At 41.6% G+C, this 13,504-nt stretch carries 12 protein-coding genes; 6 read left to right on the plus strand and 6 right to left on the minus strand.

Annotated features, from left to right (window positions below):
• Positions 1 to 186: 186 nt before the first annotated feature.
• The 6 genes from LEP1GSC192_RS13030 to LEP1GSC192_RS13055 all read right to left on the minus strand — a co-directional run bounded on the left by LEP1GSC192_RS13030 (position 187) and on the right by LEP1GSC192_RS13055 (position 7,847).
• Positions 187 to 1,947, minus strand: coding sequence for an acyl-CoA dehydrogenase family protein (locus LEP1GSC192_RS13030; protein WP_020770347.1), 1,761 nt, complete (start codon positions 1,945 to 1,947; stop codon positions 187 to 189).
• Positions 1,948 to 2,109: 162 nt separating this feature from the next.
• The gene (locus tag LEP1GSC192_RS13035) at positions 2,110 to 2,517 is read right to left on the minus strand and encodes a response regulator (protein WP_036090096.1); all 408 of its coding nucleotides are present in this window, start codon (positions 2,515 to 2,517) and stop codon (positions 2,110 to 2,112) included.
• Positions 2,507 to 6,016, minus strand: coding sequence for a PAS domain-containing protein (locus LEP1GSC192_RS13040; RefSeq protein ID WP_020770535.1), 3,510 nt, complete (start codon positions 6,014 to 6,016; stop codon positions 2,507 to 2,509). Before LEP1GSC192_RS13040 ends, LEP1GSC192_RS13035 begins: the two co-directional genes overlap by 11 nt.
• Positions 6,017 to 6,160: 144 nt before the next feature.
• Complete coding sequence (locus tag LEP1GSC192_RS13045; protein WP_020770528.1) at positions 6,161 to 6,958, minus strand: hypothetical protein; 798 nt, start codon at positions 6,956 to 6,958, stop codon at positions 6,161 to 6,163.
• A 41-nt stretch (positions 6,959 to 6,999) separates the two neighbouring features.
• Entirely contained in the window at positions 7,000 to 7,320 is a 321-nt protein-coding gene (locus tag LEP1GSC192_RS13050; RefSeq protein ID WP_020770413.1) for an SH3 domain-containing protein, read from the minus strand.
• 17 nt (positions 7,321 to 7,337) lie between these two features.
• Positions 7,338 to 7,847, minus strand: coding sequence for a DinB family protein (locus tag LEP1GSC192_RS13055; protein WP_020770470.1), 510 nt, complete (start codon positions 7,845 to 7,847; stop codon positions 7,338 to 7,340).
• Positions 7,848 to 7,963: 116 nt separating this feature from the next.
• Between LEP1GSC192_RS13055 and LEP1GSC192_RS13060 the strand changes: the two genes are divergently transcribed.
• From LEP1GSC192_RS13060 to LEP1GSC192_RS13085, 6 genes are all read left to right on the plus strand, one after another.
• Positions 7,964 to 8,284 (plus strand): hypothetical protein, encoded by a 321-nt coding sequence (locus tag LEP1GSC192_RS13060; protein ID WP_020770384.1) that lies wholly within the window; start codon positions 7,964 to 7,966, stop codon positions 8,282 to 8,284.
• 45 nt (positions 8,285 to 8,329) lie between these two features.
• Positions 8,330 to 8,767 (plus strand): hypothetical protein, encoded by a 438-nt coding sequence (locus LEP1GSC192_RS13065; protein ID WP_020770333.1) that lies wholly within the window; start codon positions 8,330 to 8,332, stop codon positions 8,765 to 8,767.
• A 126-nt stretch (positions 8,768 to 8,893) separates the two neighbouring features.
• The gene (ppk1, locus tag LEP1GSC192_RS13070) at positions 8,894 to 11,011 is read left to right on the plus strand and encodes a polyphosphate kinase 1 (protein WP_232421024.1); all 2,118 of its coding nucleotides are present in this window, start codon (positions 8,894 to 8,896) and stop codon (positions 11,009 to 11,011) included.
• A 2-nt stretch (positions 11,012 to 11,013) separates the two neighbouring features.
• Positions 11,014 to 12,432, plus strand: coding sequence for an FAD-binding oxidoreductase (locus LEP1GSC192_RS13075; RefSeq protein WP_020770454.1), 1,419 nt, complete (start codon positions 11,014 to 11,016; stop codon positions 12,430 to 12,432).
• Positions 12,433 to 12,437: 5 nt separating this feature from the next.
• Positions 12,438 to 12,794 (plus strand): hypothetical protein, encoded by a 357-nt coding sequence (locus tag LEP1GSC192_RS13080; protein ID WP_020770322.1) that lies wholly within the window; start codon positions 12,438 to 12,440, stop codon positions 12,792 to 12,794.
• Positions 12,791 to 13,501: a lysophospholipid acyltransferase family protein gene (locus tag LEP1GSC192_RS13085; protein WP_020770375.1), complete on the plus strand. Its 711-nt coding sequence runs from the start codon at positions 12,791 to 12,793 to the stop codon at positions 13,499 to 13,501. The genes LEP1GSC192_RS13080 and LEP1GSC192_RS13085 overlap by 4 nt, the downstream gene beginning before the upstream one ends.
• The last annotated feature ends 3 nt before the right edge of the window (positions 13,502 to 13,504 follow it).

A 13,504-nucleotide genomic window follows, 5' to 3' on the forward strand; every position in this document is an offset into this window, starting at 1 on the left:
CCTCCTTCTAATTCCATCGACCGATTTTCCAAAAGTATAAGCATTTCAAGATAAGAAAGACGGATTTTTTGGACTTCCGACGGAAATGACTCGAGACATAAGGGCCGCCTCCTCACTTCGTTCGGACCGGGCTCTCCGCTTCGGTCGCTTCGCGACGCCCGCATCGATCCCTGGCGGTTCTAAAATCTAAACCGCTTGCCTTGAGGAAACCTTTACTTTCAACTTTGCTTTCAGACCTTCCATATACCCAAGACTGTCCAGATTATATTCCTCCACATGAGAAAGTCTGTCAGCTCTCAGCTCTTCCGGAATACGAAGTGTAGAACGATAGAATAGTAAACCGGAAAGGAGTCTGGCGCTTGCCCAAACGATCTCATCGGCAGTCTCTTCCCTTTCCTCCGAAGTAGCGAGTTCTTTATACATTGCGACCGCTTCTTGGAAACCGTCCCAAACATCTGAAAGAACCTTTGTCTCCTCGGTTGGGAAATGGGACCATTCGTTGTCTATATATTCCCTTAAAAAACCGTGACCGCTCATTCCGGTAACGATCCCACCTATACTAGCATTCACTTGTATCTGAGAAGTCCCGTCATAAATCGTCGTGATCCTTGAGTCCCTGTAAATCCTGGAGACATCGTAATCGTCCGTGAAACCTGCTCCTCCATGAAGTTGCACAGCATCGCCTGCAATCTTCACACAAGATTCGGAGCAATAAAACTTGGAAATAGGTGTGAGTATTCCGGCTAACTTTTCCCAGTATTTCAGGACCACGTCCGATTTAAGATCTCTTTCCGTGGCCCCTTTTTCTTTCAGATGATCTCCCCTGAAATAATACAGATCCATAGCTCTAGCGCCTTCCAACATTAAACAGCGCATTGCCATTGTTTCTCTTTCCATTCTTCGGAGGATTTTACGGACTGCAGGGATCGTTCCGATCGGTTTTCCGAATTGTATCCGTTCGGAAGTGTATTTTTTGGTTTCGGCTAACGCTGCTTGCGCGATCCCGACTCCTTGCTGGGAAATTCCCATCCGGGCCCCGTTCAACATTCCCATTGTATGTTTAATGAGTCCATGGCCTTCTTCTCCGATCAAAATTCCCGGAGTATTTTCTAAAACGATCTCACAAGTAGGAGAACAATGCAGACCCATCTTCTTTTCTATTCCCGCAATTTGTACGTCTTTGGATTGCACTAAGAAGAAGGAAAGCCCTCGAGCCCCGCTTCCCGGATTTCCGGTCCTCGCTAATAACAAAAGGATCGCAGGAATTTCTCCTGTTCCACATCCTTGGGTGATAAATCTTTTTGTTCCGTTTAATAGATAAATATTTCCTTCTTTATGAACGGCTTTAGTCCGAAGCCCCGGCAGATCTGAACCATGGTCAGGCTCCGTAAGCCCCATAGCGCATGCAAATTCTCCCGCAGCCAAGCGAGGCAACCATTCGTCTTTTAATTCTTCACTTCCGTTCTTCTCGATGATCTCGGCCAAATTCACACAACCGATGGAAATACAAACGGATGCATCCACCCTATATAAGATTTCACTAAAGAATGCTCGGACAGTCCACGGGACTCCGAGTCCGCCGTATTTTCTGGAAAAGCCGGTGGGTTGTAAGCCCGCATCCCTTGCTTTTCGAACGATCTCCAATAGTTTTTCGGGGAATACCACTTTTCCATTCTCGAATTTAACGCCGACTTTGTCCAATTCGGCAACATAAGGAGCGATCTCTTTCCCCGCAAATTCCCCAACGGAATCCAATAGTGTTTTATAATATTCTAATGCTTCTTCATAAGAAGAAGGTGCAGCGGCAAATCTTTCGTCCCCGGCTTTGAATTTAGCGGCATCTACAAATCCGCCCTCATAGGAATCCACGATTTCTTTCCAATTGATGATATGATCGAAATGTAACCTTAAGTCGGATACATCGTTAAAGTAGTTATTTTGTAGCATGGTAAGAAGATTCCTTTTGGAGATAATAAAGTATCTTCTTAGAAAAGGAAAGGTCAATTCGTTTTCAGGAAGGAGGCATCCGAACGAACCGGTGTTAGTTTGATGGGCAAAATATCGAAACGGTTGAAACTGTCTCCAAGGATGATTTTCGTAACGTTCGCTCTAATTCAAATTACAACAAACTCGAACTGCTTCCATTAGTTTGTTCACGTCCCAAGGTTTTGGGATCACGGTATAAGTCCCCGCTTCCTTTTTAACCCGATCCACGGCGGCAGCATCCACATGTCCCGTGATCAGTATGGATCGGATATTCGGATACTTTTGATGAACTAAAATTAAGAACTCATCTCCCTTAATCCCCGGCATCAACCAATCGGAAAGGATCAAGATCACATTCACACCTGCCTTTACCAGATCATCTATGACTTCCATAGCCTCTTCTGCATTTAATGCAGTCTCGTATTGGAATAAATTTCCGAGCTGCTTCTTTAATTCCTTTTGTAAGGTAATTAAGATGATCGCCTCGTCATCCACACATAGGATCGCATTCTGTGATGTTTCAGTTTCCAATAGATTCCTCTTTTTTACGGTTTGCCGATTTCAGCCAAACTTCGAACTTGGTACGTCCAGGTTCGCTTTCAAATTCTATTTTCCCGCCCATCTTCTCTATGATCTTTTTGCAGATATCCAAACCTAAGCCGATACCTTCTCCAGGATTTTTAGTAGTGAAGAATGGATCGAAAATTTTGTCCTGGATCTCTTTAGCAATTCCAGAGCCGGAATCGATGAAGGAGACTATAATCCAGGATTCTCTTTTCTCTATCGAAATTTCGATTTTACCCTTATAGTTCATGGCCTGCAATCCATTATTTAATAGATTGATCCATACTTGGTTCAACTTATCCGGATCTCCCAAACAAAGCTCGTTCGTCCGATAATGTTTAATTACTTCGACCCCGTATTTGATCTTATTATGATATAGTGCGATGATCGTTTCCAGCTCCACTTCTACGTCAACCGGGACAAGTTCCTCTTCTCCGTTATGTGTTCCTGGGTTTAAATAATTTTTGAGAGCATCGACCACATAAGACGCCTTTCCGGTAGCGATTGAGATCACATTACTGAATCGCACAACGGATGCTATAGAAGAAACCGCCTCCAATAACTTCAGGGAATTTTCAGTCTTCAGAAGTTCAGGAAGTTTTTCCCCTAGTCTGTGAAGCCCCAATTCTAGGACCATATTTACCGCATTCTCCGGATCCGGAACCGAAGCTTCTTTGAATTCCCGAACAAGTTCCCTTCTCAAAGACCGATTCGGCAGTATCTCGGCCTGGGAAATTTCCTTTAAACTTTCATCTAATAGAAATTTGAAATGTTCCACCTCTACTTTATTTAAACTAAGAAGAAGGTCAGGGATTTCTTTGATCTCTTCGTACAAAATATCCAAAATGGCACGATTGGACGAAACAATAGCGCCCAAAGGAGTGTTTAACTCATGGGTCATTCCCGCAGCAAGTTGACCTAGAGCTGCCAACTTTTCCGAAAGAAGAAGTTGGCTTTGTGTTTCTTTCAGTTCTTCGGAGATCTTTTTCTGGTATTCCAAAGATTCTTTGAGATTTTCGTTCGTTCTTTTTAATTCTTCCGTTCTTTGATCGATCTTACGTTCCAAGTTTGCGTTCAGATCCAGGATAGTCTCTTCCGCTTCTTTACTCTTCGTTATATCATTGGAGATCCCGAAGATTTGGATCGGGACTCCTTCCGTATCTCTCATGTAGATCAACTCTCTGGATACAAACCAACGCCATTTTCCATCCTTATGCCGCATCCTATATTGGTGTTCTATTACATCCTTGTCCAAGGCATTCAGATATTTCGGAATGGTCTCGGCCCAATGTATCTCAAATTCATCCGGATGCATCAGCGTCTTAAGAACGAAATTTCCCATTCCTTGGATTTCTTCCACGGAATAACCCAATAATCTCTCCACACCGATATTGCAGTATACGTTCCTCTTCTCCCTAATATCATAAATATATAATATATCAGGAGAGATATCCAATATCGATTCGACAAATCTATTCCTCTCCAAAAACTTCTCTTCGAAATTTTTCCGTTCGGTAATATCTACCATCACTCCACGAAGCCATTTCGGCTTATCCGCTTCGGTGATTACCTTCACCATATCTCTGAGCCAAATGATAGTTCCGTCCTTTTTCAAGAACCTATATTCGAATTCGTGAGCTTCCAATCTTCCTGTAGAAGCCACACAAAAATTCACCGCTTCCTCTCTATCGTCCGAATAGATATGATCCGCCCAAAAACCGGGAGTTTTCCATTCTTCTACGGCATACCCGAGTAGATCCACGGCCTGTTTACTCACGAATGTAAAATTAAATGTGGCTGCATCCGCTTCCCAGACAACTCCCGGGGTCGTATCCACAAGATCTTTGTATTGCTGCTCACTGGACTTTGTTCTCAGGAAGGCCTCTTGCAGCTGCTCCGCCATATGATTAAAAGAAAATGCAAGGATCCCGATTTCTTCCAGTTTACTGCTAGGAGCTCTTTGGGAGAAGTCCCCTTCTGCCATTGCACGAGTAGCCCGAGAAATCTTTCGTATCGGCGATGTAACAATCCCGGCAAGTAATGCGGCGATCAAAAGAGAAAGAGTCAAAGCTACTGCGAATACTTTTGCCGATTCGCTATTTCCGATCTGCACACCTTCCAAATAATAAGAAGCAGGCATTGCCGTGATCACGATCCAATCGTACTGTCCTGCATTGTCCCGATAAGGAGTTACTTGAGTAAGCCAAGTCTCCCTGGATACGGGTTTTGCGTTTACTATATCGAATCTAAATTGGAATGCTACTTTGATCGAATACAGATCTCTGTAATCCTTCAATACGGAAAGAATTGAATTTCGTATTACGGGATCCCCACTCTCCGAAGCGGACCCCAAGTTACTAAAACGCAGATCGGAAGAAGCTACGACCCTTGTCTCTCTATCCAAAATAAAAGCTCTTCCGTGTCTGGCTATATTCGTATTTTTTAATAAAAGAGAGATCTCCTCCGTTTTTTTATCGATAGAATGAGACAAATAATCATCCAGCCGGAGATTGATATTTTCCGAGATCTCTTGGTGCAATCTGGAAGCGAGTTTTCCGGAAGCCGCTTCGGAACTTCTCAAAGTCAGATAAGCGGTCGCGGCTACCATTATCAGGACCAAAAGAATGAACGGGGTGACCAAGAACATCCGAATAGGAAGTCCTTGCGGTAATGGAGCCCCATCTTTTCCTATTTTTTCCTCCTGCCAATACCATTCTTTATAGCTTAAGATCAGCTCTCTAGTATGACCGGGGATTTCGGCCCAAAATAATCCGTACTTTTTAGCAAGCGGTAATGCGACCAACGTAGCAAAAGGAGCGACCACCCAGGTAACTCCTGTCGTAAAAAAAAGAGCGGGAGTAATATTTCGGTAGGAGATCTCCCGAGTAAATTGTTCCGAACAGATATAACCCCAAAGCGGGGGTTCGATACTCATGAAGATAATTACGAAAATCGAATATAATCCCCATGTTTTCAATTTTTTAAAATCAGGGTCCCTGCCGATCAACTGATATGCGACCCAGAAACAAGACGGATTGATAAAATAACCTAAAAGCCAGTCGAATAAAAAATCGGGCGGAACACCTTCTATCAGATCCGAAAGTCCGTATGCAAAAGGTACCGCAAGAAGTGCAGGATAACCGAACAAAAGGATACAAAGAAAGACCGTTAGATCCTTTAAGGATTCGAAGGTCTGAGCTCCGGGTACTAAAACGATAAAAGAGCCGATATAACCGGTTATAAATATAAAAACAAAAGTGAACGGAATACTTAAAAAAGCCTGAGTGTCCCAGCTTTGTTTTTGGCGACCGAAACCGAATTTACCTGCCGGATTAAAAGTAAAACCTCCGTAGGCGCAAATCGTCAGAAAGATCCCGACTATATAGCCGAATCTTCCCCAAATATCCAAGAAGGGCAAAGGAAGAGAGGCAAATAATTCTTCAAACCAGTAAACGATCGAATTCACGGAAAGTTTTTCCTGTTACAACCCACTTCCGGATCGGGGGATTTTGGAGTGCCGGAGAATTTCATATCTTATCGAAAGAAAGTCAATCCGGTTTAAAAAAAATTGAGTAATTTACAAGCTCTTAAGGGACAAAATTTAGTTCGCTCAAGAATGTGAATGATTATGAAGATGATTCTCGCAATATTCCTTATCTTCACAATCCACACAATAACGGAATTCAAATTGAGGGTCCGTAGCCTCGGTCGCTCCGCAAACATAACATTTATGTATCGTGAATACTTCCGATTGTTTGGCTTTCCAAGTAGAAGTTTTGTGCTCCCGGATTTTGGCGCCTAAGATATCCTTACCGAAAAATATAAGCAAACTGGAAAATCCAAAAAACAATCCTGCCCAAGGTAAGCTCGAGTTGAACATTCTCACCTCATCCCCTCTTTCCCAGAAAAGGTAGACAAATAAAACGATCCCTATCCATTTCATTCGGATCGGAATAATAAAAAATTCGAGATTGGGCATACGGATTGCGAGAGCCAACAAAAGACAATCGTATATCATCTTAGTTTCCACAAACAACGGATAATATAAGGAAAGGACCCCGCCTATCGTGATCAGGAACATTAAAGAAAACAAAAATAGATTAAATCTAAGAGAACCCATATCCTCTTCTAATATTTTACCCACGGAAAAAACAAGGTACGTGTAGAAGATCAAAAAGATCCAAGGCATATAAGTTCCGGCTTGGATCTCAGCCGGAGAAAGTAGATGAAAAACAAACAATCCTGCGTTCCACCATCTACCTCCGTCGAGCATATCAGGAGTCAAAACTCCGATCTTTGGATCGATCAATAGGGAGAATAAACTCACAAAGAAAGTAATAGCGGCAAAATATCCGGCCGAGTTTTGGAATGAAATGATCTCTATAAATTGGTTTCTTAATCTTCTCAATGGAATTCCTTAAAATAGGAGAATATTCAAAAAGTATAAAATTATTTGACGTTGATAAATTCTAAAAATCCGCCGAACACGTATCCGTCTTTTTTCTTCCACTTTACTTTGACCCAACGACCTTGTTTACCGTCTTGGATCTCAATCTCGCCGGTCTCTCCGAAAGTTTCGACAACATCTCCGTCCGGGACCAGATCTATTTTTTTAGCTTCTATATTCGGAGCAATCCTCAAACGAAGACCTCCACCCGCATGGACCTTCATGATCTTTTCGATCTTACGAGGTTCTACCTTTTCTACGGAGGCGCAGTTCAAAATCAAAAGAGAAATGAAAGTAGCAAAGAATACAAGGATCTGTTTCATTCGTTTTCCTGAATATATTATCTTGATTTCGGATAAAAAGGATTCCAAGGAATATCCGTGACTCCGTATTCCAATCCGCTTTGTAATAATGCTGTGGAGATCTGGCTGCGATGATGAGTCTGATGATTGAAAAAATGAGTGATCAGAAGCCAAATCGGTAAAGTGATCTCCTTTTTGTACATGTAGCTGTAAAACTTCAGATCTTGTGTAAGCCACTCTGAGGTAATGGTTTTTACCCACTCCGAAATCGTCGAATCTAATTCGGTCCTGAGCTTTTTGAGTTCCGCCAAACCTGAAAATTGCATCTCCTGGAAATCCAGTTTTTGGATCGGTCTAGAATGGAACCTATCCAACCAAGAGAGATCCATCATGACGATATGATTCCAAGTTTTCGCCATAGAGCCGAAGAATAGTTTTTTATCTTCGTTCAACTCGCCCGGCTTTAGTTTTTCAGAAACGGTTAATAGGGATTCGTTTTGCCAACGATTGTATTCTGCCAAAGCGACACAGTATTCTGGATCTATCATGATGAAATTTTGAGCAGTGATCTAATTAGGTCAATACATATAAAAATTTGAAACCATCCAGCATTACTTAGAAGGAAAAAGGAAACCCTTATGACCGGATCCGGGTCCAACTTTCAATGTTTGCTCGGGCATTCATAGGATTAGTCGCATTCTGTTTTGTATTCGCAATTTCTGTTAACGAAACAGCGATTTCTTTTTCAGGAGCAAAACATCCTAAACAAAGTTTACAGTTAGAACTTTCTCATTCCGTTCTTTCCGCCTTAGTCACTTTAGAAAAAGAATCCGAAAGAATAGAGACGAACACTGTCTCTACATATTGGAAAAGTTTAGGTCTATTCTCTTTTTCGGAATCCGTAATTTTTTCCTTGGATTCCGAGGCGCCCTTACATATTTCCGCTTATGATTCCAATCTATACACGATCCGACTTATCATATAGGAAATTCTCCCAATATATTTATTTTTTATAATATAGGAGAATTTTATGCGCAACGTATTCGCATACATAGCCGCGGCTTCCGTGGTTTCAGTTTCCGCCCCTGTGGCGGCGGAATCTTCCGAGTTGAGATTATTCCAAAGACTAGCGGTCTTTCATGACCAATTACTTTCCAGTGACGATAAAAGAACAAATCCGAAGGGACTCTCCGGAATGGTTCTTAGAGCCAAAGAAAGTTCGGCAGAAGGAAGGATAAAATATGCTAAGTCGTTGACCTTTGCGGAATTATTGGAAAAGGCAGGTTCGAGAGAAGAACAGGAATTTTTATATTCGGAATTATGTTCTTCTTTAAAGGAATTAGCTCCCAAGTTCCAATTCTATTCTTTCTTCTGTCCTAAGACCGGAAAGGTATGGATCTCAAAAACAAAAGAAGTCCAAAATTCTTATCTAATCGATGAAAGAAAAACGGGAAAGCTGATAGGTTAATATAATCGGAAAGAAGCGGTTTTCTGGGCATCTTTTCCGCTTCTTTCTGGTCCGAAAAGCAGACTTGACTCTCGACCCGTCCATTTTAAACCAGAAGAAAGTAGGACAAAATCAGTGGCCCAAAAGATAAAATCGCCCGAAAACCAAAGCTTAGGAAGCGGAGGAAACGGAAACAAGGGACCGATCCATATCGGTAACTCCGATATCTTTTTCGATCGAGAACTTTCCTGGGTGGATTTTAACAAACGGGTTTTGGAAGAAGCGAATGATCCTGAAAATCCGCTTCTGGAACGTCTCAAATTTTTATGTATCACCGAGTCAAACTTGGACGAATTCTATATGGTCCGGGTTGCCGGTTTGAGAAACCTATTAGCGGAAGGTAACGACGAAAAAAGTCTGAACGGTCAAAGAGCTTCCGAGATACTTACCGAATTATCCAATAAGGTAAGAAGTTTCGTAAATGTTCAATACGAAACACTGAACCATACTCTGGACCAGATGAAAGAGAACGGGATCCATCTCATCTTAAATCCGGATGAATTAAATAAAAATGAGATAGAAGACATCAAACATTATTACAAAGAAGATGTTTCTCCGATCTTAACTCCTCTTTCAATAGATCCTTCTCACCCATTCCCTCATATACTTAATAAATCCTTAAACCTAGCTATCGTTCTCACCACAGACGATGAGAAAACGGGACTAAAAAAAGATCTGTTCGCGGTGGTCCAAGTGCCTTCCGTATTACCGAGGTTCCTACAACTTAAAGGAGAAGGTAAGACCAGAAGATTTTTTCCTCTGGAAGAGATCATCAAACTGCATGTGGATGACCTTTTCTATGGAATGACCGTAAAAGAAGTATATCCTTTCCGAATATTAAGGGATGCCGATATCTCCATCGACGAAGAGGCTTCCGTAAAAGACCTACTTATCACCATGAAGAAGGAGATCCGAAACCGTATCTGGGGAGACGCGGTGAGGATGGACATTTACGAGGGAACTTCTTCTTTCGTACGAAATACTCTCAAGGAACTCATGGAGCTACAAGACCATGAAATTTTCGATGTTTCCTCTATATTAAATATTAGTGATACAATGTATTTTTACGGACTGGAACATACCTCCAAATTCAAGTATCCGTTCTTTCAGCAGAAAAACACTTTAAAGTTCGAATCTCCCGAGAAAATTTTCGACGCAATCAAAAAGAAAGACAGATTATTACATCACCCGTATCAATCCTTCGGCGCTATCGAAGATCTACTTAGGATCTCCAGCGAGGATCCTAAGGTTTTAGGAATTAAAATGACCTTATATCGCACAAGCGGGGATTCTCCTATTATCCAATATTTAGGTCAGGCTGCTGAAAACGGAAAACAGGTAACAGTACTTGTGGAGCTAAAAGCAAGATTCGACGAAGAACGTAATATCAAATGGGCCCAAAAGTTGGAAGAAAGAGGGGTTCATGTGGTATACGGTGTGGTGGGACTCAAGATCCACAGCAAGATGCTCTTGATCGTAAGAAGAGAAGACGATCATCTAGTGCGTTATGTGCATCTTGGAACCGGAAATTACAACTCCACGACCAGTAAATATTATACGGATCTTAGTTTTTTTACGGTTAATAAGGAAATCACGGAAGACGTTTCGACAATTTTTAACACAATCACTAGTTACGCAAAGATGCCTTTCTTAAACAAACTGGCGGCTTCTCCCCATAATTTAAAAACGGTATTTTTAAATCTGATCGAAAAAGAAACGGAAAATGCGAAAGCGGGAAAACCCGCGCGCATCATTTTCAAAATGAACAGTCTGGTAGATCCCCATATTATATTAGCAATGTATAATGCTAGTCGAGCAGGAGTGATCATAGAGCTGATCATCCGCGGTATCTGCTGTTTAAAACCCGGACTGCCCGGAATTTCGGAAAATATTACAGTGATCTCCATCGTAGGCAGATTTTTAGAGCATACACGTATCTATTATTTCCTTTCCGGCGGAGAAGAAAGTATTTTCCTCGCTTCGGCAGATTGTATGCCTAGAAACTTTGAAAGAAGGATCGAGGTCTTATTCCCGATACTAGACGCTAAAAATAAGGATAGGATCAAAAAGATCTTAGATGTTCAGATCAGGGATAATGTAAAGGCAAGACTCCTTTCTTCGGACGGGATCTATCGGAAAAGGGAAAGAGTAGAAGGCGAAAAGCCGGTGGATAGCCAGATCGAAAGAATGAACTTCGCGGAATAAATATGAGTATCAGCCAGGAAAATAAAAATAAACTCAAATCCCTATTGGGAGAAGATAGGGTTTTTTTCAAAGATGAAACCCGGATGGATCAGGCTACATTCCTTTCTTTCGGAACGGATAGAACAAAAGTATATGTTCCGGATTACGAAATTCTAACATTCCCCAAAAACACAAAAGAAGTCTCGGAGATCGTAAAATACGCATTCGAGAACGATATTAAGATCGTGCCTTCCGGAGGAAGAACAGGTTACGCAGGCGGAGCAGTGGCTAAATCGGGAGAGATAGTAATCTCTCTCTCCAAGATGGATCAAGTTTTGGATTTCGATCCATTTTTCGGCTCCTTAACCGTTCAGGCGGGTATGATCACTAAAAATCTCCACAAGGAAGCGGAAGAAAGAGGTTTTTATTTCCCGGTAGATTTTGCTGCCACAGGTTCTTCTCATATAGGCGGAAATATTGCGACTAATGCAGGTGGAGTAAGAGTCGTTCATTACGGACTGATCCGCCAATGGGTCTTAGGTCTCAAAGTGGTCACTGGAACGGGAGAAATCCTGGAATTTAACGGTGAGATCCTTAAAAATAATACCGGCTACGATCTAAAACATCTTTTCATCGGTTCCGAAGGAACATTAGGGATCATCACGGAATGTACCTTAAAACTCACCAAAAAACCCGCAGACAACCGTATACTTTTCACCGCGGTGCCGGATTTCCCTTCTATATTAGAATTATTTAAAGAAACTCATAATATGTCCCTGCCTATTTTGGCCTTCGAGTTTTTGACCAAATATTGTTTGGATAAGGTGATGGATCACCTTCATGTCCCGGATCCTTTTTCAGAGGTAAGTCCATATTACGTTTTAATGGAGTTCGAGATAACCGAAGAATCGGATGATGAAAAATTATTCTCCTTTTTGGAGACCATTTTAGAAAAAGGTTATGTTACCGATGGAAGCTTAGCCCAAAATTCCAGACAAGCCGAAACCTTTTGGAAATACAGAGAAGGAATCAGCGAATCCATTTCCATCGATTATACCGTTCACAAAAACGATATCTCTCTTCCTCTTCGGAACATGAACGCATTTTTGGAAGATATGCAGGGCTTACTTTCTTCCAAGTATCCGGGTTTCGAGATCGCACTTTTCGGTCATATAGGCGACGGGAACCTTCATTTAAACATCGTAAAACCGAAAGATCTTTCCGATGTGGAGTTTTTCTCCCAATGTAAGAAGGTGGATCCTTCCATGTTCGAACTATTACAAAAACATCATGGATCCATTAGCGCCGAACATGGGATCGGTCTTTTAAAAAAGGACTTTTTACATTTCTCCCGCTCTTCCGCCGAAATAGAAGTAATGAGGATGATCAAAAAGGCCTTGGACCCAAAAAATCTTTTAAATCCGGGGAAAATTCTCCCGTAAGAACAATGAAAAAGAGACTTTCCGGTTTTTTTAGGTTTCTAACCGTAATTACCTGGATCGTATTTGCGGGTCTAAGTTATATAAAATCGGAACCCGAAGTCTGGATCCCGACTTATCTAACAGTCAGTCTGTTGTATTCCACGGAATGGTATTCCTTTTTTCACGATCAGGGTAGGAGAATATTAATCGCCGGATTAGGAAAATCGGTCGGCATTGGATACTTTGTCTGGGGATTCTACAATTTTTTAGACAATCCTAAGCCGGACCTATATTCCGAAACTTTCAAAAATAGTATAGGACTTGCGTTATCAGCCATCTGGCTTTTTTTATTACCTGTTTTTCAGGGGAAAAATCGAGCATGAAGATCGCAATCTCCTCATTCCTCGCTACGTTAATATTAAAATTTATTTATATGACTGTCCGATGGACCAAGATCCATGTTCCGAAGAAGTCGGAAGAGTTACTTTTACAAAAAAGAGGATTTGTTCTCGCACTTTGGCACAATCAAATTCCATTCATTATAGATTTCACGTATAAATTTTACGTGAAACGTTACGGTTTGGAAGTAATCCCTATGGCGTCCCAATCCAAGGATGGAGAATTGATAACCAGAGTGATAGCTCATTTCGGGATGAAACCAAAAAGAGGTTCCAGTAAAAAAGGAGGGGCCGCCGCATTAAAGGCTTTGGTCCAAGACGCAAGGAAAGGAAGTATTAGTCTAATCACTCCCGACGGTCCTACCGGTCCGGTTTATACTCTTAAACCAGGGATCGTTCAATTGGCGTCCATGACAGGGTTTCCAATACTATCCTACTTCGCTAAATACGATCATTATAGGATCGTACAAAGTTGGGACAGGACGCCTGTTCCAAAATTATTCTCAAAAGCGGAGTTTTTTATATCGGAACCTTTTTATGTTCCGAAATTAAAGGGAGAAAAAGAACTGGAAGTTTGGAGAAAAAAACTCGAAACGTTTATGTTGGATCAAGTAGGTATCTCCCGACAATATGCGGAAAGTTTAAGGGAAGAAGTGAAACTTGCTGCGGAAAATAAAAGAAAGGCAAAGTAAAAT

The sequence above is a fragment of the Leptospira sp. B5-022 genome, assembly GCF_000347035.1.
In the GTDB taxonomy this organism is placed as follows: Bacteria; Spirochaetota; Leptospiria; order Leptospirales; family Leptospiraceae; genus Leptospira_B; species Leptospira_B cinconiae.